This window comes from Actinacidiphila alni (genome assembly GCF_900112845.1).
GTDB classification, from domain to species: domain Bacteria; phylum Actinomycetota; class Actinomycetes; order Streptomycetales; family Streptomycetaceae; genus Actinacidiphila; species Actinacidiphila alni.
Map to the genome: position 1 here is coordinate 20,579 of NZ_FONG01000019.1, position 24,964 is coordinate 45,542.

General features: G+C 74.5%; 18 protein-coding genes. 6 read left to right on the forward strand and 12 right to left on the reverse strand.

What is annotated here, in order from left to right; genetic code table 11:
* Window positions 1–8: 8 nt before the first annotated feature.
* The 4 genes from BM076_RS26495 to BM076_RS26510 all read right to left on the reverse strand — a co-directional run bounded on the left by BM076_RS26495 (window position 9) and on the right by BM076_RS26510 (window position 4,287).
* Complete coding sequence (locus tag BM076_RS26495; protein ID WP_093716224.1) at window positions 9–620, reverse strand: GTP-binding protein; 612 nt, start codon at window positions 618–620, stop codon at window positions 9–11.
* Between the two features lie 99 nt (window positions 621–719).
* Window positions 720–1,115: a DUF742 domain-containing protein gene (locus BM076_RS26500; protein WP_093716341.1), complete on the reverse strand. Its 396-nt coding sequence runs from the start codon at window positions 1,113–1,115 to the stop codon at window positions 720–722.
* A gap of 32 nt (window positions 1,116–1,147) precedes the next feature.
* Window positions 1,148–1,570 carry a roadblock/LC7 domain-containing protein gene (locus BM076_RS26505; RefSeq protein WP_093716225.1) on the reverse strand — a complete coding sequence of 141 codons (423 nt, stop codon included), beginning with the start codon at window positions 1,568–1,570 and terminating at the stop codon, window positions 1,148–1,150.
* Window positions 1,567–4,287 carry a sensor histidine kinase gene (locus tag BM076_RS26510; protein WP_093716226.1) on the reverse strand — a complete coding sequence of 907 codons (2,721 nt, stop codon included), beginning with the start codon at window positions 4,285–4,287 and terminating at the stop codon, window positions 1,567–1,569. Before BM076_RS26510 ends, BM076_RS26505 begins: the two co-directional genes overlap by 4 nt.
* Window positions 4,288–4,520: 233 nt before the next feature.
* On the opposite strand from BM076_RS26510, the gene BM076_RS26515 reads away from it, so the two are divergent.
* The gene (locus BM076_RS26515; protein WP_245796400.1) at window positions 4,521–4,871 is read left to right on the forward strand and encodes a hypothetical protein; all 351 of its coding nucleotides are present in this window, start codon (window positions 4,521–4,523) and stop codon (window positions 4,869–4,871) included.
* Here the strand turns inward: BM076_RS26515 and BM076_RS26520 are convergent.
* From BM076_RS26520 to BM076_RS26530, 3 genes are all read right to left on the reverse strand, one after another.
* The gene (locus tag BM076_RS26520) at window positions 4,860–9,746 is read right to left on the reverse strand and encodes a hypothetical protein (protein ID WP_093716228.1); all 4,887 of its coding nucleotides are present in this window, start codon (window positions 9,744–9,746) and stop codon (window positions 4,860–4,862) included. The two genes, BM076_RS26515 and BM076_RS26520, sit on opposite strands and share 12 nt — an antisense overlap.
* Before the next feature lie 200 nt (window positions 9,747–9,946).
* Complete coding sequence (locus tag BM076_RS26525; protein ID WP_245796419.1) at window positions 9,947–10,771, reverse strand: hypothetical protein; 825 nt, start codon at window positions 10,769–10,771, stop codon at window positions 9,947–9,949.
* A gap of 211 nt (window positions 10,772–10,982) precedes the next feature.
* Complete coding sequence (locus tag BM076_RS26530; protein WP_245796402.1) at window positions 10,983–12,524, reverse strand: hypothetical protein; 1,542 nt, start codon at window positions 12,522–12,524, stop codon at window positions 10,983–10,985.
* Window positions 12,525–12,798: 274 nt separating this feature from the next.
* Here BM076_RS26530 and BM076_RS26535 point away from each other — a divergent pair, with 274 nt between their 5' ends.
* The 3 genes from BM076_RS26535 to BM076_RS26545 are packed head-to-tail and all read left to right on the forward strand — an operon-like array spanning window position 12,799 to window position 15,173.
* Window positions 12,799–13,548, forward strand: a complete 750-nt coding sequence (locus tag BM076_RS26535; RefSeq protein WP_245796421.1) for a LamB/YcsF family protein — start codon at window positions 12,799–12,801, stop codon at window positions 13,546–13,548.
* Window positions 13,549–13,579: 31 nt separating this feature from the next.
* Window positions 13,580–14,203, forward strand: a complete 624-nt coding sequence (locus BM076_RS26540) for a 5-oxoprolinase subunit B family protein (protein ID WP_093716232.1) — start codon at window positions 13,580–13,582, stop codon at window positions 14,201–14,203.
* Window positions 14,204–14,258: 55 nt separating this feature from the next.
* On the forward strand, window positions 14,259–15,173 hold the full coding sequence (locus BM076_RS26545) for a 5-oxoprolinase subunit C family protein (protein ID WP_093716233.1): 915 nt from the start codon (window positions 14,259–14,261) through the stop codon (window positions 15,171–15,173).
* Here the strand turns inward: BM076_RS26545 and BM076_RS26550 are convergent.
* The 4 genes from BM076_RS26550 to BM076_RS26565 all read right to left on the reverse strand — a co-directional run bounded on the left by BM076_RS26550 (window position 15,074) and on the right by BM076_RS26565 (window position 20,108).
* A complete protein-coding gene (locus BM076_RS26550) occupies window positions 15,074–16,084 on the reverse strand; it encodes an SGNH/GDSL hydrolase family protein (protein WP_245796404.1) in 1,011 nt (336 codons plus the stop codon). The two genes, BM076_RS26545 and BM076_RS26550, sit on opposite strands and share 100 nt — an antisense overlap.
* A gap of 80 nt (window positions 16,085–16,164) precedes the next feature.
* Entirely contained in the window at window positions 16,165–17,475 is a 1,311-nt protein-coding gene (locus BM076_RS26555; protein ID WP_093716235.1) for a glycosyltransferase, read from the reverse strand.
* On the reverse strand, window positions 17,472–18,593 hold the full coding sequence (locus BM076_RS26560) for a glycosyltransferase family 4 protein (RefSeq protein WP_093716236.1): 1,122 nt from the start codon (window positions 18,591–18,593) through the stop codon (window positions 17,472–17,474). Before BM076_RS26560 ends, BM076_RS26555 begins: the two co-directional genes overlap by 4 nt.
* Window positions 18,594–18,680: 87 nt before the next feature.
* Window positions 18,681–20,108, reverse strand: coding sequence for a hypothetical protein (locus BM076_RS26565; protein WP_093716237.1), 1,428 nt, complete (start codon window positions 20,106–20,108; stop codon window positions 18,681–18,683).
* A 364-nt stretch (window positions 20,109–20,472) separates the two neighbouring features.
* Between BM076_RS26565 and BM076_RS26570 the strand changes: the two genes are divergently transcribed.
* A complete protein-coding gene (locus BM076_RS26570) occupies window positions 20,473–21,933 on the forward strand; it encodes a PP2C family protein-serine/threonine phosphatase (protein ID WP_093716238.1) in 1,461 nt (486 codons plus the stop codon).
* Between the two features lie 139 nt (window positions 21,934–22,072).
* Here the strand turns inward: BM076_RS26570 and BM076_RS26575 are convergent, their stop codons facing one another.
* Window positions 22,073–23,551 (reverse strand): DNA-binding protein NsdB, encoded by a 1,479-nt coding sequence (locus BM076_RS26575; protein WP_093716239.1) that lies wholly within the window; start codon window positions 23,549–23,551, stop codon window positions 22,073–22,075.
* Between the two features lie 227 nt (window positions 23,552–23,778).
* On the opposite strand from BM076_RS26575, the gene BM076_RS26580 reads away from it, so the two are divergent.
* The gene (locus BM076_RS26580) at window positions 23,779–24,867 is read left to right on the forward strand and encodes an aminoglycoside phosphotransferase family protein (protein WP_093716240.1); all 1,089 of its coding nucleotides are present in this window, start codon (window positions 23,779–23,781) and stop codon (window positions 24,865–24,867) included.
* Window positions 24,868–24,964 lie beyond the last annotated feature (97 nt).

Here is a 24,964-nt window from a genome sequence, read left to right on the forward strand (position 1 = left end):
TGGCGCCGTCAGGTGGTGGCGGGCTCCCGTCGGCCCGCCGCCCTCTGCGCCGCGTGTTCCACGACGCTGATCAGCACGTCCTTCGCCGAGTCCCGCTCGCGCGCGTCGCACAGCACGACCGGCACGGACGCGTCCAGGTCGAGCGCGTCACGCACGATGTCCGGCGCGTGCCGCTCGGCGCCGTCGAAGCAGTTGACGGCGACGGTGAAGGGGATGCCGCGCCGCTCGAAGTAGTCGACGGCGGCGAAGCAGTCCTCCAGGCGGCGGGTGTCGGCGAGCACCACCGCGCCGAGCGCGCCCTGCGCCAGCTCGTCCCACAGGAACCAGAAGCGGTCCTGGCCCGGGGTGCCGAACAGGTACAGCACCAGGTTGTCCCGCAGGGTGATCCGGCCGAAGTCCATCGCGACCGTCGTGGTGCGCTTGCCCTCCACGCCCGCGATGTCGTCCACCGGGCGGCCCGCCTCGCTGAGCGACTCCTCGGTGCGCAGCGGCCTGATCTCGCTGACCGCGCCGACCAGCGTGGTCTTGCCGACACCGAACCCGCCCGCGACGAGCAGCTTGAGTGCCACCGGCTCGTCGGCGGACGGCTTGCGGCGGCGATCCGATCGCGCGAAAGCCATGGTGTGTCTACTTCCCTGCAGGCGTTGTCAGTTGTGGGTCCGCGCCGAGCCTAGTCCTGATCGAAAGCGATCGGCGCGCCGGGACGGATCACGATCCGTCTAGAGCGCGCGCAGCCCGTTGATGACCTCGCGCAGGATGCTCTCGTCCACCAACTCGGCGGGCGGGACCGGCTGGTGGAGCTGGACGTGCGCCCCTTCCAGCAGGTCCCCGACGAGCACCCGGACCACCCCGACCGGCAGGTCGAGGTCGGAGGCCAGCTCCGCGACGGAAACGGCCTGGTGCTGGCAGCGCTCGACGATGTCGAGGTGTTCGGGCGACAGCGAGTGGTCGTCCTGCGCACCGCCGTCGTCGCCCGGCTCCGCCTCCGTGATCACCAAGGCGATCAGGTCGATCTTCATTTCCGCGGCGCTGCTGGTACGGCCCCTCGTCATCGCATAGGGCCGCACCACCGGTCCTGCCGCGTCGTCGTACCACCGGTCCGCATCAGAAGTCATGACACCCGTCACCCCGTTGTCAGATCATCCGGTCAGCCGCTGAGAGCCGCGCCGCCGTCGTGCCGTGCCGCCGTGCCCAGGTGGGCGCCGACCCGCTTGACCAGCAGTGCCATCTCGTACGCGACCTGGCCGACGTCGGACTCGGCCGCGGTCAGTACGGCCAGGCAGCTGCCGTCGCCCGCCGCGGTCACGAAGAGGAAGGCGTCGTCCAGTTCGACCATGGTCTGCCGGACCCGGCCGGCCTCGAAGTGCCGTCCGACGCCCTTGGCCAGGCTGTGGAAACCCGAGGCCACGGCGGCCAGGTGCTCCGAGTCCTCGCGGGTCAGCCCCTCCGACGCGCCGATGGCCAGGCCGTCGCCGGAGAGCACCAGGGCCTTGCGGATGCTGGCCACGCGGGCGACCAGATCGTCAAGGAGCCAGCTCAGCTCACGTGTCGGGCTTGATGGTGCGGTCATCGACCGTTCCCCTCCGGAGTCGTACTCGGTGCTGATGCCCAGGGACCGCCGTATGTACCGCCGGTCTCGGTGTTTTCTGCCGTCTCGGTCGCTTCCGCGGTCCCGGTGGTCGCTGTGGCGTCGGGCGTGCCGGCGGATTCCGCCGGTTCCGTGGTGTCCGCCACTTCCCGGCCGCGCTGCCAGCCGCGCTGGAGCGCGGCCATCCGGTCCCGGACCTCGTCCGCCGACCGTTCGCGTCCGGCCCCGTCGCCGCCACCGTCCCGGTCCTGGCCGGGGTCGGCGCGCAACTGCGGCGCCAGATTGGCCTGCCGGACGCGGCGCGGCAGCAGGGAGCCACTCGCGCCGGGCGCCGCCGCCTTCTTCGCCACAGGGGCGGGGGCCGGAGCCGGCGCCTGCGCCGGTTCCGGGGCGGGCTGGGGCCGGGCCGGCAGCAGACCGGGGGCCTGCTGCCGTACGGGCGCGGGCGCGGGGGGCCGCGGTTGCGGCGCGCCGCCCGCGGCCGGGGTCTGTCCCGGCGTGTCCCGTTCCACCCGCGACGTTCGGTCGGAGGGTCCGCCGACCGGCCGGCCGCGGTCGGAGACCAGGACCGGCGCCGTACGGCGGCGGCGCGGCAACGGCAGCGGTCCTTCCAGTTCCGGCTCGTCGGAGGCGCCTACCGGCGGACCGACGGGTTCGTCCGCGGGGTGCGCCTCGTGCTCCTTCTGCGTCTCCCCGCCGATCCCGTCGAGGCCCCACTGCCGGAAGGTGTGCTCGGTGTCGGCGGGTATCTCCTCGGCCCGGGACTCGGTGAGTTCACCGATCCGCGTCGAGCCGGTGTCGTCACCGGTCTCGGTGAGCAGATTCGCCGGGATCAGCACGACCGCGGTGGTGCCGCCGTACGGGGACTGCCGCAGCGAGACCCGGACGTTCTGGCGCTGGGCCAGCCGGCTGACCACGAACAGGCCGAGCCGGTCGGTGTCCGACAGCTCGAACTCGGGGGTCTCGGCGAGCCGCAGGTTCGCCTCCAGCAGCGCGTCGGGGGTCAGCCCGAGGCCGCGGTCGTCGATCTCCAGCACGAAGCCGTTGGCGACGGGCTCGCCGTGCAGCCGTACCGCCGTGTGCGGCGGGGAGAACACCGCGGCGTTCTCGATGAGTTCGGCGAGCAGGTGGGTGAGGTCGCCGACCGCGGAACCGCTGACGGCCAGCCGCGGCAGCCGCCGTACCTCGATCCGCTCGTAGTCCTCGACCTCGGCGACGGCGGCGCGCACCACGTCCATGAGCTGGACGGGCTTGCGCCACTGCCGGGACGGGGCGACGCCGGAGAGGATGACCAGGCCCTCGGCGTGCCGTCGCATACGCGTGGTCATGTGGTCGAGCCGGAAGAGGTCGGCCAGCTCCTCGGCGTTCTCGGTGCGGCGCTCCATCGCGTCGAGCAGTGTGAGCTGGCGGTGCAGCAGGACCTGGCTGCGGCGGGCGAGGTTGACGAAGACCTCGGAGACGCCCTTGCGCATGTCGGACTGGCGGACGGCGGCCTCGACGGCCGCCCGCTGGAGGGTGTTGAGCGCCTTGCCGACCTGGCCGATCTCGTCGTCCGAATACTGCAGGCGCGGTACTTCGGTCTCCACGTCGACCTGTTCGCCGGCCGCCAGCCGCCGCATGACGCGCGGCAGCCGGGTGCCGGAGACCTCCTGCGCCTCGCGGCGCAGTCCGGTCAGGTCGCGGATCAGGCTGCGGCCGATCCGTACCGAGACGATCACCGAGGCGATCACCGCGATCAGACCGAGGACGCCGATCACGACGGCCTCCACGACCAGCGTGGTCGACAGCGGCCTTGCCTGCTTGCTGAACTTCGCGATCGCGGCGCCGTCGAGCTTGCCGAGGTCGCCCATCACGGTACCGGCGAGGCTGGGCCAGTTCTGCTGGGCGGCCACCACCGGGGCCTCGTCGCTGTCCGCGCCGATCACCGCGTCCTCCGCGGTGCGCAGCGCCTTGCCGTTGGCGCCCTGCCAGTAGCTGTCGAAGGGCGCCCGGACGTCGTCGGTGAGGGTCTTGAGGTCGACGGCGTAGTAATTGCGCTGTTCGGCGACGGCGAAGGTGAAGGAGCGCAGTTCGTCCTTGCTGATGTGGCCGGTGCTGATCGCGGCGGCCATCAGCGCGTCCTCGCGGCTGACCTCCTCCTGCGCCCGGTACAGGCCGATCACCGCGCGGCGCTGGCTGTCCTTGGTCACGTCGCTGAGCGGGATGTACTCGTCGAAGAGGTCGAAGACCGGGTCGACCAGCGCGTTGTACGCCTCGTAGGCGTCATTGCGGGTGATCCGCTGGTTGGTGATCCGCTGCCGCAGCGAGGTGACGCCCTCGATGGTGGAGAGCATGCTGTCGAGCCGGTCGCGGGAGCGCTCGTTGAGGTCGCCGCGCGCGCCGGAGGTGCTGATCGAGGTCCGCATCTTGGCGACCGTGGCGTCGGTGGCGGATTTCTGCTTGTCGTAGGCGATCCGCGCCTCGGAGTCCCGGGGGTTGGCCAGATAGACCAGTGCGACCCTGCGCTCCTGCTGAAGGCTCCGAACCGTATCGTCGGCGGGATAGCCGACGGAGTCGACTATTCGCTGGATGTCCGGCCGTCCGAACACCTCGCGCCCGGTGATGGTGGCGGCGAATGCCCAGATGAGGGTGAGGGACACCAGCGGGATCAGCAGCAGCGCCACGATCTTCCGGCGGATCGTCGTACCGCGAAAGCGCATGGCCTCCCCAACGTCTCCCCCGGCTATGGGGGTGGTCTGTCGCGTTTAAACGGCGTGAGCCTACTACTGCCACAGCGGTAACTCGAAAGCCTGTCTGTGGGGTTGGGCAGGTCTGGCCGGATACGTACCCCGGAATGCATCCGGAAGTTCGGGGGCAGGCACCTTTCATGGACATCGAACAGGGCCTTGAAGAGGACGGTGTGTGGAGTACAGACCCCATCGGTACTCCACGAATGCCCGAACCGGTCCGGACGGCGGCGGTCCGGGCCATGCTGATCGGTTCGGTGGCGCTCATCCTCGTGGTGATCGACGTGCTGCTGGCCGCCGGTCACTCCTGGCTGTCCGCGCCCGCACTGCTCGCGGCGGTCTTCGTCAGCATCGTGGCCGCGTGGGCGGTGCTGGACGTGTGGGTCACCCGTCAGGTGTGGAATCAGCGCAATGGTGTGCTGTCGAGCCCGAGCAGCGCGGCCCGTGCGGCGCGCCGGGTGCGGCGCAGGGAGCACCGTGCGGCGCGCGCCGCCGCCCGCCGCCGGAAGCGGGCGCCGGGGCGGACGACGCACATATTGCGGCACCTAGGGGCGTGACACCGCCGGTACGGAGCCATCGGCCGCGGACTCCGCGCCGTCCGGTGCCGTGACGGGGGCCTGTTGCGTGCCCGCGTCGGCGGCCGGGACGGATTCCTGCGGGCGGCGGAACATCCGGGTGGCGGTGATCTCGCCGTGCACCTGTTCGCCCTGCGGGTCGGGCACCGGCAGGCCGGGCCGCAGGTGTTCCTCGACGCTGATGTATTTCAGGCCCGCCCGCAGATCCGCGTCATTGCGCAGCCTGACCACCAGCGGGAATTCGGCGAGCGCGGTCGTGTCGAACAGTCCTGTGGTGTAAATCAGCTGTACGCCCAAGGCGTCGGCGACAGCCCGCTGCAATTCCAGCAGATAGGTGGCGTTGGCGCGGCCGATGGGATTGTCGAGGAACAGCGTGCCCGCGTGCCGCTGCTTGTCGCGGCCCCGGTCGTTGCTGCGCAGTGCCGCCATCGTGCAGTAGAGGGCGATCGCGGCGGTGAGCAGCTGGCCGCCGGAGAACACGTCGCCCATCTGGCCGACCGGGACGCGCTCGGCGCGCAGCACCGCGTCCGGCTTGAGGATCTCCACGGCGATCCCGCGCGGTTCCAGGGCGGAGGCGACACCGCGCAGCAGCAGTGACATGCCGTCCCGCCGCAGGTCGGAATTCTTCCGGACGGCGGCGCGGGTGGCCTCGTCGATGACCTCGCCGAGCCGCTCGGTGAGCACCGACTGGTCCGGGTCCTCGAAGCGGATCCGGAGGAATTCCTGTCCCGACCACTCGCCGAGCCCTTCGGGCAGCCGGGACAGGCGCTGCGCCGAGCGGAGGGTGGCCAGCGAGGACTCGACCAGGCCGCGCAGCCGGTCCACGATGCTGTCGCGGTTGCGCTCCAGCTGGTTCAGCTCGTCGGTGAGGACGCGCAGCCGTGGGGCGAAGGCCGCGGCCCACGCGGCGGCGTGCTCGGGCAGCGCGGCGGCGGGCAGTTCCCTGATCTGCTGCCGGGCCGGCGTCCTGACCTGCTCGTAGCGGACCGCGTTGGCGTGCCGGACGAGGACGTCGGCCGCCTCGCGCAGCTGTGTCTCGGCGGTGGACAGGTCCGCGGCGCAGCCGCGCAGGCTGCGGCGGGCCTCGGCGGCGGTCTGCCGGGCTTCCTCCAGGCGGCCGGCGTACGGCTCGGGCTCCTCCTCGTCGGGCTGGCCCGGCGCGTTGTCCCGCAGCAGGTCGCGCAGCAGCGCCGCGGTCTCGTCGAAGCCGCCCGCGGCGTCCTCGGCGGCGCGGTGCGCCCGCACCATGTCGGTGTGGGCCGCCCTTGCCTGGTCCAACGCCTCGGTGCGGGAGGCCAGTTCGCTGTTGGCGGCGCGCAGCAGCTCCTGGGCGTGCTCGGCGTCGCGCGGCAGCAGCTCGTCGGGCAGGTCGGTGTGCCGGTCGCCGTCGGCGGGTGCGAGCCGTTCGGCCTCGCCGCGCAGCCGGCCGAGCTGCTCGCTCGCGGTGGAGGCGCGCGATTCCAGGGTCTGGACCAGTTGTTCCGCGCGGGCGGCGGCGGCCTGCCGGGACGGTCCGTCGGAGCCGTCCGGGCCTTCCAGCAGCTGTGCGGCGCGGCTGCGGACCTTGTTGGTGAGGCGTTCCAGTTCGGCCAGGGCCGCGTTCTCGGTGCTCTCCGCGCGGGCCTGCTCGGCGCGCAGGTCGGCGCCGACGCCGACCTTCTCGTACACCTGGGAGGCCGCGCGGTACGCCTCGCGGAGCGCGGGCAGCGACTCGGTGGAGGCGGTCTCCTCCCGGTCGTCGGCGCTCTCCTCGGGCGCGCCGGCGATGTCGGAGCGCTCGGCGCGCAGGACGCGGGCGGTGCGGCGGGCGTCGTCCGAGGCGCGCTGGGCGGCGCGGCGGTCCTCGTCGGCGGCCCGGGCCCGGTCGAGGCAGGTCTCGACGCGCGCCTCGGCCTCGGCCGCGTCGGCGGCCAGCTCCCGGGCGCGGCGCTGCCAGTTGGCGCGTTCGCGCAGCCGGTGCGCGAGGCCGGCCAGGGCGTCGGCGCGGCGCCTCGCCTGTTCCGCGGCTTCCCGCCGGGCGTCGTTGTCGGCGGCTGCCTCGGCGGCGAGTGCCTCGGCCTCGGCCTTCTCGGTACGTGCCGCGGCCAGTTCCGTACGGGCCCGCTCGGCGCTCGCACGGGCCGCGTCCACCTCGGCGTCCAGCTCGGCGAGCCGCTCGGGCGGGCAGGAGGCGCGCCACGAGGCGAGCCGAGCGGCGAGCGTGCGGTCGTGCGCGAGGCGGGCGGCGAGCGACCTGATGTCCTCCTCGCGGGCGCCCGCGCGTGCCCGCAGCTCCTGGCGTTCGCCGTCGGCGGCCAGTTCGTCGTGCATCGCAGGATTCGGCGGGACGAGGAAGACGTCCTGCTCCGCGGAGCCCGCAGCCGCCGCGGGCGGCGGCGCGAGCAGCGCCGCCGCGGTGCCGACGGCGACCGTCGAGCGCGGCAGCAGGGCGGCCTGCGCCAGGACGTCCCTGGCCCGCTGGTACGAGCCGGGCTCGGTGACCACGACGCCGTCGACCAGCTCCGGGCGGGCGGCCAGCACCGTCGCGTGGTCCACCGGGTCCACGGCCTGCGCGAGATAGCGCCACCCGGGCAGCGCCGGGATGCCGTGCTCGCCCAGGTACTCCACGGTCGCCAGCACGTCGGGGCCCGGCGGCAGCAGGCCGCCGTCGCCGAGCGCGGCCAGGATGCGGGTGTCGTCCGCGGCGGCCGTCCGCAGCTCGAACAGCTTGCGCTCGGCCGCCGCCACGGCGCTGTCCAGCAGTTCGCGCAACGGCTCGGCGAAGGAGTCCAGTTCGGCGGCGGTGAGGGCGCCCTCCGTGCCCCGCTGGGGTACGGGGGCGGCGCCTTCGGAGAGCGTGCGGCTCGCGCGCGGGGCGCCCGCGGGCCCGGGGCCGGCGCCTTCGTCGGACGGCGCGCCGCCGTCCGTTGCGGCGCGGACGGCGGCGGACGCCCGGTCGTCGGGGTGGGACGTTCCTCCGGCCGGGCCCGTGCCGGTCCCGTCCCCGGCGTCCGGGTCGCCGTCGCCGCGCGGTGCGGGGACGCTGAGGAGAGCTGCGAGGCGGGGGTCGGCGGCCAGCGCGGTGGCGGCGACGGTCGCCGCGGTACGGGCCGTTTCTGCGGTGGTGAGGGCGTCGGCCGCGCGGGCGGCCGCCAGCTCGGCGCGGGCCTCGGCGGAGGCGGCGTCGCGGGCACGGGCGGCGGCGGCCTGGGCGGTGTCACCCGCCGCCCGGGCCAAGGCCGTTGCGGTCTCCTCGGCGTCGGCGGCGGCGAGGGCGGCGCGCGCCGGGTCGGCGTCGGGCGCGGAATCGTCGAGCCAGCCCGCGCCGACCGCTTCCGCGGTCTCCTGCGCGACCTCGGCGAGGCGCTGCCCGAGGTGTCCGCTCTCGCTGCGGGCGCGCTGCGCCTCGGTCGCGGCGGCGGTGGCGTCGCGGTGCGCGGCCTCGGACGCCGCCTGGAGCGCCGCGGACCGCTCCTCCTCGGCGTCGGCCTGCTGTTCCGCGCGCCCGGCGGCGGCGTGCAGGGCGCGTACGAGGTCGGTGGCGGCGCGGGTGCGGGCGGCCAGCGCCGGGGCCGCGTCGCGCTCGGCCTCCCGGATGGCGGCGGTGACACGCGCGAGGCGGTCGCCCGCGGCGCGGTGCCGCAGCACGGTCTCCGCGGCCTGCCAGGCAGCGTGCAGCGTACGGGCGTCGCCCAGTTCGCGGCGCAGTCCCGCGGCGCTCTTGTCGGCGGCGGCCAGCGCCAACGAGGCGTGGCGGTACGCCAGTTCGGCGGCGATCAGGGCGCTGCCGCCGCGCGCCTGCTCGGCGTCGGTGACGGTGTGCGCGGCCCGCGCCATGTGCTCGGCCAGTTCGCCGGTCCTGTCCCGCTCCTGCCGGGCGCGGGCGGTGAGCCTGCGGGCCAGGGCGCGGGTACGGCGCTCGGACTGGGCGTGCACGCCGCGCGCCTGGTCGCGCGTCGCGGCGGTGTCGACGATCCGCTCCAGCAGGTCGAGCGAGCCGGCGGTGAAGTCGCGCTCGGCGGTGAGTTCGGCCCGGCGGCCGAGCTTGCCGGCGAAGCCGTGCACGAGATCGGCGAGGCCGTCGGTGTCCCGGGTGTCGGTGACGGCACGCAGCAGCAGGTCGGTGAAGTCGGAGTCCTTCTTGACCGCGAAGAGTCCGGCGGCCTCGCCCTCGTCGGCGTTCATCTCCCGCTGGTAGCGGAAGAGTTCGGGGTCGAGGCCGAGATCGCCGAGGTGTTCGTTCCAGCGGTCGTGGATCTCCTCCCACACCACTTCCAGGTGCGGATACGCCTTGCCCGCCTCGGTGACCGCGTCCCGGAAGCCCTTCATCGTGCGCCGCCTGCCGCGCGCACCGGACATGCCCTCGACCGGCGGCCGTACGCCGGTGGCCTCGGCGACCGGCAGCGAGTCCAGGCTGAGCCCGGGGCCTGGCCGGAAGGAGTACCAGGCCTCGGCGAATTTGCGCGGGTCGGAGGAGACCTGGCGGCCCCGCCATTCGCTGACCTTGCCGACCACGACCAGTTCACCGGTGAGGGTGTGCTGCCACTCCAGGGCGACGTGGCCGCAGTCCTCGGCGAGCAGGAATTTGCGCAGCACACCGGAGCTGGCGCCGCCGAGGGTGTTGCGGTGGCCAGGCAGCATCACCGAGAAGATCAGCTTGAGCAGGACCGACTTGCCGCCGCCGTTCTCCAGGAAGAGCACGCCCGCGGGCGCCGGGCGGCGCGGCGGTCCGGCCGGCTCGTCGGCGAAGAACTCGCCCTGTGCCGGGGCGGGCTGCGGCACCGGCTCGCCGACGCCCCGCAGATCCAGCACGGTGTCGGCGTAGCGCGCGCCCGCGGGACCGATGGAGTAGAGGCGGAGTCGGGAAAGCTCGTACATGCGGCGGACTCTCGTGGCTCGTGGTCGGGGTCAGGGACGTGGATCGTGGTCGGGGTCAAGATCTGGGTCTGGGCCTGGGCCGAGATCGGGGTCTGGGTCCGGGTCGAGGTCGGTCCGGGGCCCGGGTCGGCGGTCCGTGCGTACGGGCCGGGCGGGCTGCCCGTACGGTCCGGCGTCAGGTCACGGTCTCGGGTGTGGCATCAGGCGTGGGCGTGGAACGGCAGGCCCGCGTCGACCGCCAGATCCTGCCCGCCGTCTTCGGCGGCCGGGACGAGGCTGGCGGTGCCGTCGGCGACGGGCACGATGCCGAGGTCGAGGAGTTCGGCCATGGCGGCGCTGCCCGCCATGTCGCGGACCTGCAACTGATAACGCGCGGTGGTGCGGTAGGTGCCGCCCGACTCGTCGCCGGTGCGCTGGAGGAAGCCGGAGTCCACGAGGAAGGCGACGGCCTTGCCGATGATCCCGGTGGTCGAACTGGCCAGCCTGCGCGCGTCCTTGGTGGCGCCGGTGGCACTGCGCCGGGTGTAGACCCGCCAGGCCGCCTCGAGGCCGGGCGCGTCACTGGCCGGGTCGGTGTTCTCACCGGTCTCGTCGGCCTTCTCCTCCAGACGGCGGCACGCCTGGCGGACGAAGGCGTCGATGCCGTTGACGGTGATCCGGCCGATGTAGCCGTCGTCGGCGAGGTCCTCGGGGCGCGGGAAGGCGAGCGCGGCGGCGGCGAGGTGGGCCAGGCCGTGCAGGAAGCGGTCGCCCGCGTCGGAGGCGGCGCGGCGGGCGTAGTCGCCCATGCGGACGGCGAACACCGAGTCCTCGCCGGCGGCGAGGGCCATGCCCGCGCGGGGCGAGACCTCCAGCACGATCAGGCCGAGGCCGGCCGCGACCGCATCGGCGAGCCGCGCGAAGGCGGGGTCCTCGCGGTGTCTGCGGATCAGCTCGGCGTATTCGGCGTCGCGCGCGGGCAGCAGCTTGGGCTGGAGGCCGTAGCCGACCAGGCGCGCGGCGTCCGCCGCGTCGCCGGGGGTCACGCTCGCGCCGCGGGCCTGCCCTTCGGACCCGCCGCCGTGCGTCCCGGCCTCGGGCGTCTCCGCCGCCGGTTCGCGGTACTCGCTCACTTCTCGCTCTCCTTGCTGCGCTGCGGTCGCGCCCCGCGGTCCGGCCGAGGGTTGCCGGTACGGGACGGGCCGATGCCGGTACGGGACGGTGCGGTGCCGCTACGGGACGGTGCGGTGCCGGGCCTCATGCGGGCTCCGCCCGCGCGGCGCTCATCGCCACCGCGTCGAGCCGGGCGGTGCCCAGGATGAGATCGGCGCCGCCGAACTCGGGGTCGTCCAGCGGGGTGCCGTCGTCGACGGCGAAGAGCAGGCGCTGTTCGCCCTGGCGGTAGGCGGTGCCGACCGGCGGGGAGGCGGCGTGGATGGCGAGCAGGGCCAGCAGATAGGGCAGTTCGGGGTCGCGGCGGCGGGCGTCGGCGAGCAGGCCGGACAGCCTGCGCGGCGCGTCGTGCGGCAGGTCGAGCAGGTCGAGCGCGGATTCGAGCTGTTCCTCGCTGAAGCGGCTGTCGTCGGGGGTGGCGACCAGGTCGGGTTCCGGCATCTCGGCGCCGAGGTGTTCGCGCTCCAGCGGCGGGGTGAGCAGCAGATCCACGAGATCGGTGACGCGCACCGCCGACGGCGTACGGAATCCGGCGCCGCGCGCGAAGAACGCGTCGGTCACGCGGGACGCCTGCTCCACCGGGATCGGCAGCAGGGGCGCGACGAGCTGCCCGTACAGGTCGAGTCCGGCGCGCGCGGGCGGCGCCGCGAATGCCTGCCGGTCCTGCTCGGCGCGGAACAGCGGCCCCGCCTCCAGCAGCCGGGACTGGAGCTGGGTGTGCCGGCGGATGCAGTCCTTGACGATGTCGACCAGTTCGGCGGCCCGCCGCTTGTGCTCGGGCTCCTCCGCCTCGTCGCGCGCCTTGCGGATGTTGGTGAGGATCGCGTTCTCGTGCCGGTAGCGGTCGGCGACGTGGTCGAGCGCCTCGGCGATCATGTCGGGGACGGTGCGCAGCCAGTCGACCGCCCGCACATTGCGCCGGGTCGCCTCCAGGGTGCGGCGCAGCGTCTCCGCGTACTGCACGGTGCGGTAGCGGGCCTGTTCCGCGGCGAGTTGGGCGTCGGCGAGCCTGCCGCGGCTGATCAGCACCTCCAGCTTGACCTCGGCGGCGATCTGCGCGCTGGTGACGTCGGTGTCGAGGGCGCCGACCAGGACGTTGACCGCCTCGTCGGTGGTGCGCAGATAGACACCGCCGCCGGGGCCTGGCACTTCCTCGATCAGCTTGAAGTCGTAGTCCCTGCGCACATAGCCGCCGTCGGCGCCGAAGGTGCCGTAGACGGCGCGGAATCCACGGTCGGCGCTGCCGACGTTGATCAGATTCTCCAGTACCCAGCGGGCCACCCGCTCGTGCTCGGCGTGGGCGCGGGCGGGGGCCTGGGCGGCGACCCGGGGCAGCAGTCTGGCCACTATCTGGTCGTGGTCCGCGCCGGTGTCGAAGTCCATGTTGAGCGTGACCAGGTCGATCGAGGCGAGCGCGATCTCCGCCATCGCGTACACCGAGTACTCGCCCGCGAGATTGGCCTTGCGCGCGTCGAGGTCGTGCAGCGGCGCCGTGCAGGCGAGCGCCTTGAGCCGGCGGGCCAGGCCCTCGTCGGCGGCCGGGCCCGGCGCGGGCCGGGCGGCGCCCGGCAGCGAGTACGGGATCGTGGTGGTCACGCCCCACACATTAGGCGGTGCCACCGACATCGAACGAAACGGCACGGATCGGCACGGGGCGGGCACCGGGCGGAGCGGGCCGCCGGGGTGCCATGATCGGATCCGGTACGGGCACGGCGCGTACGCGGTGCGGCCGCGGACGGTACGGCGGGCCGGAGCCCCGGCGGTCGCGTCGGGCAGCGGCGACGACGAGTAAGACGGGTACGACAGCTACGAGGACGGGCGGATCATCATGGCGGACGCGGGCTCCGGGACGGCACCCGGTGGGCGGGCCGGCGCGGGACCCGGTGCCGCGCCGGGCGGTGTGATCGACCTCAACGCCGATCTCGCGGAAGGCTTCGGCCGCTGGCGGCTGACCGATGACGAGGCGCTGCTGTCGGTGGTCACCAGTGCCAATGTGGCGTGCGGCTTCCACGCGGGCGACCCGGCCACGATGCGCCGGGTGTGCGAACTGGCCGCCGAGCGCGGCGTACGGATCGGCGCCCAGGTCTCCTACCGCGACCTGGCCGGTTTCGGGCGCCGCTCGATGGACGTGCCGCCGGACGAACTGGCCGCCGAGGTCGCGTACCAGATCGGCGCCCTGGAGGTCTTCGCCCGCGCGGCGGGCACGGCCGTGACGTATGTGAAGCCGCACGGCGCGCTCTACAACCGGGCCGTGCACGACGCCGAGCAGGCGGCGGCGGTCGTCGAGGGCGTACGGCTGGCGGGCGGGCTGCCCGTACTGGGCCTGCCGGGCTCGCGGCTGCTGGCCGCGGCGGCGCGCGAAGGGCTCGGGACGGTGGCGGAGGCGTTCGCCGACCGCGCCTACACGGCGGGCGGCACACTGGTGCCGCGCCGCGAGCCGGGCGCGGTGCTGGAGTCGGCGGACGCGGTGGTGGCCAGGTCGGTGGGGATCGCACGGGACGGGCGGGTGTCGGCGATCACCGGCGAGACGGTGCCGGTCGTCGCCCGGTCGTTGTGCGTGCACGGCGACACGCCCGGTGCGGCGCGGCTCGCGGCCCGGGTGCGGCAGTCGCTGGAGGCGGCGGGCCTGCGGGTGGCGGCGTTCTCGTGACAGAAGGCGGGCCCGGGGCGAGGGGGCGGGGATGAGGCTGCGGGTGCTGCGGGCCGGCGCGGACGCCGTGCTGGTCGAGACGGCGACCGGTGAGGAGACGGAGTCGCTGCACGCGGAATTGCTGCGCCGGCGGGCGGCCGGGGAGCTGGCCGGGGTCACGGAGATCGTGCCCGCCGCCCGCACAGTGCTGGTGTGCGGGCTCGCCGATCCGCGCGCGTTCGGCGCCGAGGTGGCGGGGTGGGACGTGCCGCCGGTGCCGCGCGGGCGGGGTGCGGCCGTGGAGATCGCGGTGCGCTTCGACGGCCCGGACCTCGCGGAGGTCGCCGGGCTGTGGGGCGTTCCCCCGCGGGAGGTGGCGGCGATCGTGACGGCGACGCCTTTTCGGGTGGCCTTCTGCGGGTTCGCGCCCGGCTTCGGCTATCTGACAGGGCTGCCCGACCGCCTGCACGTACCGCGCCGAGCCGAGCCGCGTACGGCCGTGCCCGCCGGTTCCGTCGCGCTGGCCGGACCGTACGCGGGGGTGTATCCGCGGTCCTCGCCCGGCGGTTGGCAGGTGATCGGAACGACCGGCGCGGCGCTCTGGGACGCGGCGAGGGAGCCCGCGGCCCTGCTGAGCCCCGGCACCGAGGTGCGGTTCACGGAGGTGGCGCGATGATCACGCGTGGCGGAACCTGCCGCGAGACCGGTACGCGGTGCGTCCGGGAGACGCCGTGAGCGCGGGGCCGACGGACCGCACGCTGCTGGTCGTCCGGGCCGGGGCGCTCACGACCGTTCAGGACCTGGGCCGGCCCGGGCACGCGCATCTGGGGGTGCCGCGCTCGGGCGCGCTGGACGGCCCCGCGCTGCGCGCCGCCAACCGGCTGGTGGGCAATCCGGCGGGGGCGGCGGGTCTGGAGACGACCGTGAACGGCTGCGCGCTGCGCCCCTCGTACGCGGTGACGGTGGCCGTGACAGGTGCGCCGAGTCCGGTACGGATCGACGGGCGGCCGGCGGCGTGGGGCGCCTCTGTGCGGGTGCCCGGCGGCGCGCTGCTGGAGGTGGGCACGGCGGCGCCGGGGCTGCGCTGCTACCTGGCTGTCGCGGGCGGGGTGGCGGTGCCGCCGGTGCTGGGCAGCAGGTCGACGGACCTGCTGTCGGGGCTCGGTCCCGCGCCGCTGGCCGACGGGGATGTGCTGCCGGTGGGCCCGGTTCCGGGTACGGGCGCGGATACGGGTACGGGTACGGCGGCGGGTGCCCGCGGCGCCGATGTGCTGCCGTTGCCGGGCCCGGGGCCGGAGTTGGTGCTGCCGGTGGCGCGCGGTCCGCGCGACGACTGGTTCACCGCGGACGCCTTCCGGACCCTGTTCGGCGGCGGCTACATCGTCTCGCCCGCGTCCAACCGGATCGGGCTGCGCACGCGGGGCCCGGCGCTGCGCCGGGCCCGCGGCGGTGAACTGCCCAGTGAGGGCATGGTGCTCGGCGCCGTGCAGGTGCCGCCGGACGGGCGTCCTGTGGTCTTTCTCGCCGATCATCCGACCACGGGCGGCTATCCGGTCATCGGTGTCGTCCCCGAGGGTTCGCTGCCGGCCGCCGCCCAGTCCCCGCCGGGGACACCGGTCCGCTTCGTGCCGGTCAGCACGCGCTGACCCGCGGGCTGCCGCGCGACCGGACTCGGCGCGACCTTCAGCGCGGCGAGCGCCGCGACGGTGGCGCGCCGCGCGTCCTCCTCCAGCACCGGTGTGCTGCCCCGCCGGTGGTGGCGCACCTCGGTGGCGGCCAGCCGGAGCAGGTCCGGAAGCAGGTCGGTGCAGCGGTCGGCGATCCACCGGGTGCCCTGGGTGGCCATCCACCACAGGGAGGCGGCCCTGCCGGGCGGCGCGCCGTCCGGTTCGGGGCGGGGCGCGGCTCCCTGGGCGAGGCCCGCGGCGGCGAGCAGGGCGTGGAAGTCGCGGGCGAGCAGCCGGTGTCCGGTCTCGCTGGGGTGCAGCCGGTCGGCGCTCAGCGCGCCCGGCATGGTCGCCCAGTGGTGCGCGGCCACGTGGATGTGATGCGCGCCGTGGTGCGCGGACAGCGCGTGCACGGTGTCGTTGAGCGCGCTCATCCGGCGGCCGAGCGGCCGGGCGAGCGGCCACGGCAGACCGAGTACGGTGCCGGGGTCCGGCAGGCACGCGGTGAGGAGTTCGGTGCCCTCGGCCCGCAACGTCCCCATCACCAGGTGCAGTTCGGCGGCCACGGTCCGGATGTCGAAGCCGCCGCGCAGCGTGTCGTTGCCGCCGACGAGCACCGAGGCGAGGTCGGGGCGGTGCCGCAGCGCCGCTTCGAGCTGCGGCCCGGCGACGTCGCCCGAACGGGCCCCGCTGCGGGCCAGGTTGAGCAGCCGCGTGCCCTCCGGCCGCGCCGCGAGCCCCTCGGCGAGCAGCGCCGCCCAGCCGCGCCATCCGCCGCCGGGCAGCGGATCGCCGACACCTTCGCTGACCGAGTCGCCGAGCACGGCGAAGCGCAACTCGCCGGTGGGGCGATTACCGAGCCCGAAGGGCCCGTGTCCGCCTGGAGCCACCTCGGCGGCGCACGACGCCCCGCCATGGGGACGTGCCCCAGCCGGGAAAGAGCCGTCCCCGGCGGAACCGACCGTCGGCGTCATGACAGCACCCCGCCGGATTCCGGTGCCGCGTGGTGCCGGGTGAAGGGAGCGGAATCGCCGGTCGCGGCGCGGTGGGCGGTGAGGAACGCCTTGACCGAGGCGGGCCAGGTGTACAGCTCGGAGCGGGCGCGGGCCAGGGCCCGGCGGCCTTCCTCGGGGCTCGCCAGGATGCGCTGGACGGCGGCGGCGTATTCGGCGGGGCTGTCGGCGGAGCCGCCCGCGGGGCCGATCAGGGTGGGCAGTGCCGAGCGCGCGCTGGCCACCACAGGGGTGCCGCAGGCGAGCGCTTCGAGCGCGGCCAGACCGAAGGTCTCGACCGGTCCGGGGGCGAGCGCCACGTCCGCGGTCGCCAGGACGGCCGCGAGGTCGGAGCGGTCGGGTACGTGGCCGAGGAAGGTGACCGGGAGACCGGCCGCCTTCGACTGTGCGGTGAGCCGGGCCCGCAGGGGCCCCTCGCCCGCGACGACCAGCGCCGCGTCGACGCCGGAACCGCGCAGGTGGGCCAGGGTCTCCAGCGCCGTGCCGGGCCGCTTCTCCGGCGACAGCCGCGAGCAGAGCACCAGCAGTACGGCGGCGCCGTGCCCGTACCGCTCGCGCACCCGCGGGTCGCGCGCGGTGGGGTGCCAGCCGTCGAGGTCGACGCCGAGCGGGGCACGCACCACATTGCGGGCGCCGATCCGCTCGAATTCCTCGGCGGCCCACGCGGTGGTGCACACCACCCTCGTGTAGGCCAGCGCGGTACGGCGGTTGAGGGCGTCGGCGGCGCGGCGCGCGGCGCCCTGGGGCATGCCCCAGGTGCCGAGCACACCGTCGGCGCTCTCGTGGGACACCATCAGGGACGGGACGCGGTGCCGCCTGGCCCACTCCCCCGTCCAGCGCAGGGTGGTGCGGTCGGAGACCTCGATGCGGTCGGGGGCGAGCGCTTCGAGCACGGCTTCGACGGGGCCCCTGCGGGCCAGCACACGGTAGCCGCCGGTGCCGGGAATCTCCGGGCCGGGAAGGGTGATCACCCGCCCCTGCGGGGTGAGTTCGTCACTGGCGGCGGGTCCCGGCACGATCAGCACCGGTTCGTGGCCGGCCGCCGCGTAGCCCTGGCCGAGGTGGCGCAGCGCGGTCCGCAGGCCGCCGGAGACGGGCGTGACGAAGTTGGCCAGCCGCACGATGCGCAGGCCGGGTTCGGGGTCGCGGTCCAGGGGGTGCGGGGCACCGGCCGCCGTCAGGGCGTCCGGGCCGTACGGGTCGCCGGCGCCGGTGGCCCCGGCACCCGCGGCGATGTCCGTGACGCGGCTGTCTCCGCTGCTCTTCATGCCGCCGCCGCCTCGCGCTCGCCGAGCACCTGGTCGTAGTGGCCGAGCAGTTGGTCGCCGACGGCCTCCCACGTACGGTCGGCGACCGCGGCGCGAGCAGCGCTCCCGTAGCGCTCGCGCAGCCGGTCGTCGCCCAGCAGGAACAGCACGGCGGCCCGTACGGCGGCCGCGTCCAGCGGCGGCACCAGCAGGCCGGTGCGACCGTGGGCGACCAGGTCGAGCGGGCCGCCGGCCGCCGGGGCGACGACGGGGACACCGCTGGCCATGGCCTCCTGCACGGTCTGGCAGAAGGTCTCGAACGGCCCGGTGTGACAGAAGACGTCGAAGGAGGCGTAGAGCCGGGCCAGTTCGAGTCCGGTCCTGCGGCCGAGGAAGGCAGCGCCCGGCAGGGCGGCGCGCAGTCCCGGCGCGCTGGGGCCGTCGCCGACGACCACCACGCGTATGCCGGGCATTTCGCACAGTCCGGCGAGCAGTTCGACGTGCTTCTCGGGCGCGAGGCGGCCGACGTAACCGACGATCAGCTCGCCGTCCGGCGCCAGTTCGCGGCGCAGCGCCTCGTCGCGGCGGGCGGGGTGGAAGCGTTCTGAGTCGACGCCCCTGGGCCACAGGTGGACGCGCGGCACGCCGTGCGACTCCAGGGCGCCGGCGGAGGCCGAGGAGGGGGCGAGGGTGCGGGCGGCGGCGGAGTGCACCGCGCGGATCCGCCGCCATGCCGCGGACTCGCCGGCGTTCAGATACGTCTTGGCGTATCCGGCGAGGTCGGTCTGGTAGACGGCGACGGCGGGGATGTGCAGCCGGGTGGCGGCGGCCAGGCCGCGGAAGCCGAGCACGAACGGGCTGGCGAGGTGGACCAGCTCGGCGCGGTGAGCGGCGATGGCGGCGGCGGTGCGGCGGCCCGGCAGCGCGACCCGCACCTGCGGGTAGCCGGGCAGCGGGAGGGACGGGACGCGGATGACGGGACAGGGGTCGAGGCCGGGGTCCTGGTCGTGCGGACCGGCGGGCGCTACGACCAGGGGTTCGTGGCCGCGCCGGGCGAGGTGCTCGGCCGTGCGCAGGGCGCAGTGGGCCACTCCGTTGACGTCGGGTGGGAAGGACTCTGTGACGATGGCGACACGCATACCGAGGTTGTCGCCGTACTGAGCGTTGTCAGGGCCACGTGGATCTTTCCCGAAGTGGAACGCACCATGAGCGTTGGGGCACGCCGTTCACCTGGACGTACCGCCGGAACTCAGCCGGCCCCGGACCGCGGTCTGCACCTCGGCCTCCTCGGCGGGATCGGCGGCCAGTCTGCGCAGTTGCGTGAGGACCCTCGCGTCACCCGATGTCGCGCGGTGGGCGGCCAGTTCGCGGGTGCTCTCCTCGCAGTCCCACAGGCACTCGACGGCGAACCCGGCGGCGAACCCGGGGTCGGTGACCGCGAGCGCGCCGGCGGCGGTGCCGCGCAGGTGCGAGGAGGACGTCTCCCGGTAGATGTGCCGCAGTACGGGTGCGGCACGGCAGGCGGAGAGCCGGCCGACACCCTCGACGAGGGCGTCGAGACCGTCGGCGTCGGCGCCGCCGGTCTGCACGGTCCTGCGCAGCGCGCCCAGTACGTGGTCGGCGTCCTGCTCGCCGCCGTGCCGGGCGAGCAGCCGCGCGGCAGCGGAGCCGAGCGGGTCGGTGCGGGCCGCCCAGCCGCGGGCCCGGTCCAGCGCCTCGTCGTCCCGCAGCCGTTCCAGCGCTTCGAGGGCGGCGCGTACGACGAGGTCGTCGGGGCTGACGGCGGCGCTCTCGATCAGGTCGAGGCGCTGCGGGTCGCCGCGGTCGGTCAGGTGCCGCAGGGCCGCGGCGCGGGCGGCCGACGGGCCCTGGCGGGCGGCCGCCAGCAGTTCGGCGTGGTCCTCGGGTCCGGCGACGGCGGCCAGGCAGCGGGCGGCGGCCTGATCGCGTTCGACGGCCGGATAGCGGGCCAGGCCCTGCTGCGCCCATTCCAGGACGGCGGCGACGCTCCAGCCGGGGGTCGGTCCCGCGGAGCGCATCTGGCGCTGCCAGCGGTCGAAGGAGACCTGTTCGGCGGCCTTGCGCACGCGGTGCGCGGTGGCGGGCTGCGCGGTGTCCTCGGCCCACAGCTGCCAGGGCCGGGGTTCGTACGCCTCGCGGACGGCGCGGGCCAGCTCGGCCTCGCCCTCCGGGGTGTGCGGGAAACGGGCCACGACGGCGGGGCCGAGCGAGCGCAGGCCCGCCTCGTCGTCGCGGACGGCCAGTTCGTCCAGCGCCCATTCCCAGCAGCCGCCGGTGGCCGCGTACCGCCGCAGCAGGTGCAGCGCGTCACGGCGGCCGTAGCCGGCCAGGTGGCCGAGCACGGACAGGGCGAGGCCGCAGCGGTGCTCGTCGGGGGCGAGGAGGTCGTCCGGGTGGAAGAGGTGCTGTTCGATCCCGTCCAGCGGGCTCTCCAGGTCCGAGTACAGGCGCGCGTAGTACAAGGAGCGCGACTCCACCCGCCAGTCGAGGCGGGGGTCGCGGAGAACGCACTGCTCCAGGGCGGCGAGGGCTTCCGCCCGCGGCGCCGCCAGGGCATGCAGGGGCCCGTCTCCGCGTCCTCGCTGGAGGAGGCCGAGAAGGGATCCACTGGGCGCTATGTCTGGGTCGAACATGAGGTCAGCATCCGGTGCGGGGGGTTCCATGGCAACGGGATTTCCGCTACCGGTGCCCGGCATCCTTACCGGCCGCCGTGGGTTTCATACCTGACGGGAACGGGGGATTCCGTGGGGACGGGCGGCGGAAGCCTACCGACTCGGGGCGTTCGGTGTCGCTTCGGGCGCTGTTACGAGCGCCACTGCGGGGTGGCGCGTGGGGTGGCGTTGGGGCGCTGGGCAGGGGGCATATGCCAGAAGCACCACCGGATCGGGTATCGCGGAAACCCTTACGGGCGATCGCTCCCTGTGCAACAGTCGTTACCGGCCTTCCGTGCCGCCTCGGCCGTACAGCGCATGCCTGCAGACACGTTCGGAGTGTGTCATGCCGTTCCCCACGCACGCGGAGCACAACTCCGCGCAGCCACCGGATCCCGGTGCGGTGGACGCCCTGATCTCTCAGGCGCGTCGGCTCAGGACCCAGGTGGACGCGGTGCTGCGCGACGGCGCCGCCGCCTCGGAGGATCCCCAGTCGCGGTGGCAGCGCGCCCTGTGCGACCTCGCCGTGCACCAGCTCGATGACGTGGACGTTCACCTCGGCCAGCTCAGGGACGGCCTGGACGGCGATCTCGTGGCGGACGCGGGCGACCTGCTCGCGGCCAACCTCGCTTCGCAGGTCCCGCCGCCGGGGCCCGACGCGGTGCACGCGCTGGGCCGGGCGGGCAGCGCCGAATGGGACCTGCTCACCGACGACGCCCAGTGGTCGGACGAGCTGTACCGCATCTTCGGCCGGGAGCCGGGCGACGGACCGCTCACCCTCGACGAGCTGCCGTCCTGGCTGTTCGCCGAGGACCAGCAGATCCTCACCGAGATGGTGACCGGCTGTCTGGTGGACGGCCGGCCGATCGACGGCGAATTCCGCATCGTGCGCGCGGACGGCTCCGTCCGCACGGTGCACATGGTGGGCGAGCCGGTGCTCGGCGCCGACGGGGACACCGTTTCCATGTGGGCGGTGTTGCGGGACGTCAGCGATCTGCGGCGCAGCCAGCGGACGCTCCGGGAGACCCGTGACTCCCTCCAGCGCCAGCGGCAGGCCGCGCAGACCGAGCGGCGGCTGGCGGTCGAGCTGCAGGAGGCCGTGCTGCCGCCCTGGCGCGGCACCCTGCGGTTCCCGCAGGACGGGGGGCCCACGACGATGGACCTGGCAGCGCACTATCTGCCGTCCGGGACCAGCGCCCTGATCGGCGGCGACTGGTACGACGCGATGCAGCTGCCCGACGGGTCCTCCTTACTCACCGTCGGCGACCTCACCGGACACGGTGTGGCCGCCACCTCGGGCATGGCGATGCTGCTGGGCGCACTGCGCGGCATGGCCGTCGCCGGCCTCCAGCCGGGACCGCTGATGGGCTGGCTCAACGAACTCCTCGACACCTCCGCGCAGCCCGCCCTCGGCAGCGCCCTGTGCTGCCGTTACGAGCCGTCGACCCGGCTGCTGCGCTGGGCGCAGGCCGGGCACCCCGCCCCGCTGCTGTTCCGCGACGGGACGGGACGCGTCCTGGACGCCCCGGACGGGGTGCTGCTCGGCGCGACCTCCGGCGCCCTGTACGGGCAGGCCGACGAGCAACTGGCCGCCGGTGACCTGCTGGTGCTGCACACCGACGGCCTGGTGCCGCGCCGTTCCGTGCTCGACGCCGACGCCGAGAGCGGCGCGGGGCGGCTCCTGGCGATGGCACCGCTGTTCGCCCGCGCCCGGTCCGCACAGGACTGCGTGCGGATCGTCGCCGAGGAATTCGGCGCTCCCGAGCGCGAGGACGACGCCTGTGTGCTGATCGCCAGGATCGCCTGAGCCTTCCCGCCTTTCACCGAGTCACCTGGTGCCTCTCACCGGGTCACCGGATGTCCGTCACCAAGATGTCTGTCACCAAGCGTCGCGTACGGAGCTGCCCGGCCCGTTCGGCGGCAGGCCGGCCACTGCCGTAGCGGCGCTACACGGACCGGAGACGCCCGCCGTTCCCCTTCTTCTGCTTGGGCAGCGCCGTCTCGATCTCGGACCGTAGATCCTGGATCTTGGTGTAGCCCGAATACCGTCCGGTGAGCCGGTACATCTCGCGCAGCCGGTCCCAGGTGCGGTGCGAGGACGTCTGGCCGATGCTGAGCAGCGCCATCCGGGCGTAGCGGTCCGCCTCCTCCGGGTCGTCGGCGATGAAGCAGGCCGAGGCCAGCGACAGATAGTCGAAGATCATCGACCGTTCATGGCCGCCGCCGCGCAGCACCAGCGCCTTCTTCGCGTGCTGCTGGGCCTGCGCCGCGGCCGACGGGTCGTGCTCGGCCAGGGTGCGGTAGGCGAGCGCCTGCATGCCGTGCAGGTCGGCCTCGTCGAAATTCTGCATCCAACTGGGCGGCGGTACATCGCCCTTGTCCGACACGAACAGGTCCTCGGCCTCGCCGAGGGTGCGCCGCATCGCCTGGCCGCGCCCCATGGACGCCTGCGCCCATGCCTCGATGGTCCGCAGCATGGCGCGGGTGCGGGGCAGCGCCGCCTCGCCCGAGCCGGACTTGGCGAGCTTCATCAGGTCCAGCGCGTCGTCCGGCCGGCCCAGGTGCACCATCTGGCGGGCCGCGCGGGACAGCGCCTCACCGGCCCGCGGCCGGTCGCCGCCCTCCCTGGCGGCGTGCGCGGCGATCACGAAGTACTTCTGCGCGGTGGGTTCCAGGCCCACGTCGTGCGACATCCAGCCCGCGAGCACCGCCAGATTGGCGGCCACGCCCCACAGGCGGCGCTGCAGGTGCGCCGGGTGGGAGTAGGAGAGCATGTCGCCCACCTCGTTGAGCTGGCCGACCACGGCCTTGCGCTGGAGTCCGCCGCCGCGGGAGGCGTCCCAGGCGCGGAACAGCTCCACCGAGCGTTCCAGCGACTCGATCTCCTGCGAGCCGACCGGTGCCGCTTCGTAGCGGCCGAAGGCGGCGGGGTCGGCGTCGAGCGGTTCGTCGAGGACTGGTGCGTCGGCCGCCAGGGCCGGGTCGGAGTGCAGCCAGTCGTACATGGCACTGCTGAGTACGGAGCCGGTGGCGAGCGCGGCGCCCGCGCCCACCAGACCGCGTCGGTTGAGCATGAGGTCCATTCCCGTGAATTCGGTGAGGACCGCGGCTGTTCGTTCCGGCGGCCACGGAAGGCCGTCTCCGGTCTGTTTCCTTCCCGTCTGCCGGCGCCGGTCGAACCCGAGATCCTCGATGGTCACGACACGGCCGAGACGCTCGGTGAACAATGCCGCCAGCACCTTCGGCACGGGATCGCGCGGCGACTCACCGGTCTCGATCCAACGGCGTACCCGCGAGGTGTCGGTCGCCAGCTGCGGGTGGCCCATGGCCGCCGCCTGCCGGTTGACCAGCCGTGCGAGTTCGCCCTTGGACCAGCCGGTGAGGCCGAACAGGTCCGCGAGTCGGGTGTTGGCTTCATTGGCCACGTCAAGCCCCCAGGTTCCTCGGCTGAATTGACACTAATCCCGGTGACAATGGCCGCGCGACTATTCGCCAGGGTTCGCCAGGGTCCGCCAGATGGTCTGCCACCCGCGCCCGGGTGTCAGGTAGGAACGCGCCACCCCGGTCCGTCTCCGCATTCCCCAGGGTGCGGTCACGGACCGGCAAGTGGCGCCCCTGAACCGTTGGCACACGAAGGGATCTGCTTCTCCTCATGTATTCGGCATCGTCCTCCGTGTCCGCCCCGCCCCGGCCCGCGCACCCCGCCGTCGCGGAGCCCGTTCTGCGCCCGCGCCAGGCCACCGCCGTACGGCGCGTCGGCCGGCCCGCGGGTCCCTCCCATCCGCTCAGCGGGAGGCTCGACTTGACCGGCCCCCAGGGCGCGCAGCTGCGCACCGCGGTCGCCGCGGTGCAGCGCATCTGTCCCGAATTCGCCCCGGCGCAGCTGCTGCGCCGCGGTGGCCGTACCGCGCTGCTGATCGGCACCTCGGGCCGCGCCCCGGCCGTCGCCAAGTGTCTGCTGGACCAGTCCCCCGCCTGGGCGGAACGATTCCGCCAGGAGATAGCTGCCTATCGCACCTTCGTCCGGCACCGTCCGCCGGTGCGGGTGCCGCGGCTGATCGCGGCGGACCCGGAGAGCTGTGTGCTGGTGATCGAGCGGATGCCCGGCCGGGTGGTGTCGCCGCAGCGGCACCCCGTGCAGCCGCCGACCAAGGCGGACGTGCGCGCGGCGCTGTCGGCGTACACGCGGATCAACTCCTGGCGCCCGCCCGCCGGTTCGTTCGACGCGCCGATCGACTATCCGGTGCGCCTGAACCGCTACCACGAGTTGGGGCTGCTGACCGACCGGGACATGGGCGACCTCCAGCAGTTGCTGCACGGACTGGCCCATGCGCAGGGGCAGTTCTGCCACGGCGACGCCCAGCTGTCGAATGTGCTGCTGTCGCCCGCGGGCCCCTCGCTGGTCGACTGGGAGCACGCCGGCTGGTACCTGCCGGGGTACGACCTGGCGGTGCTCTGGTCGGTGCTGGGCGACGACCCGGCGGCGCGGCGGCAGATCAGCCAGCAGGCGCAGGCCCAGGGCCCGGCGGCCCGGGACTCCTTCCTGGTCAATCTGATGCTGGTGCTGACCCGGGAGATCCGGACCTACGAGACGGCCGTGCAGCGCACGATGCGGTCCGCGGGGCCGGTGGCGCCGGGCGCGGCGGAGGCGGGCGAGGAGCAGCGGCTGCTGCTGCGCCGGCTGCACGACGACTGCGGGATGGCCCGCCGGGCGGTGCGCGCGGCGGTCGGCACCCGCTGACGGCGGCAGCGCCACGGGCCCGGTGCGCGACGAGTTGTGCGCCCGGTCCGCCGCCTCCCACTGGTCCACACCACTGACGCACGGCAGGCCAGCGGGC

Bases quoted from the DNA above. Each gene is read 5' to 3' on its own strand.
- BM076_RS26495 (WP_093716224.1), bottom strand. From the start codon at position 620: ATGGCTTTCGCGCGATCGGATCGCCGCCGCAAGCCGTCCGCCGACGAG.
- BM076_RS26500 (WP_093716341.1), bottom strand. From the start codon at position 1,115: ATGACTTCTGATGCGGACCGGTGGTACGACGACGCGGCAGGACCGGTG.
- BM076_RS26505 (WP_093716225.1), bottom strand. From the start codon at position 1,570: ATGACCGCACCATCAAGCCCGACACGTGAGCTGAGCTGGCTCCTTGAC.
- BM076_RS26510 (WP_093716226.1), bottom strand. From the start codon at position 4,287: ATGCGCTTTCGCGGTACGACGATCCGCCGGAAGATCGTGGCGCTGCTG.
- BM076_RS26515 (WP_245796400.1), top strand. From the start codon at position 4,521: ATGCCCGAACCGGTCCGGACGGCGGCGGTCCGGGCCATGCTGATCGGT.
- BM076_RS26520 (WP_093716228.1), bottom strand. From the start codon at position 9,746: ATGTACGAGCTTTCCCGACTCCGCCTCTACTCCATCGGTCCCGCGGGC.
- BM076_RS26530 (WP_245796402.1), bottom strand. From the start codon at position 12,524: ATGTCGGTGGCACCGCCTAATGTGTGGGGCGTGACCACCACGATCCCG.
- BM076_RS26540 (WP_093716232.1), top strand. From the start codon at position 13,580: ATGAGGCTGCGGGTGCTGCGGGCCGGCGCGGACGCCGTGCTGGTCGAG.
- BM076_RS26555 (WP_093716235.1), bottom strand. From the start codon at position 17,475: ATGAAGAGCAGCGGAGACAGCCGCGTCACGGACATCGCCGCGGGTGCC.
- BM076_RS26560 (WP_093716236.1), bottom strand. From the start codon at position 18,593: ATGCGTGTCGCCATCGTCACAGAGTCCTTCCCACCCGACGTCAACGGA.
- BM076_RS26565 (WP_093716237.1), bottom strand. From the start codon at position 20,108: ATGTTCGACCCAGACATAGCGCCCAGTGGATCCCTTCTCGGCCTCCTC.
- BM076_RS26570 (WP_093716238.1), top strand. From the start codon at position 20,473: ATGCCGTTCCCCACGCACGCGGAGCACAACTCCGCGCAGCCACCGGAT.
- BM076_RS26580 (WP_093716240.1), top strand. From the start codon at position 23,779: ATGTATTCGGCATCGTCCTCCGTGTCCGCCCCGCCCCGGCCCGCGCAC.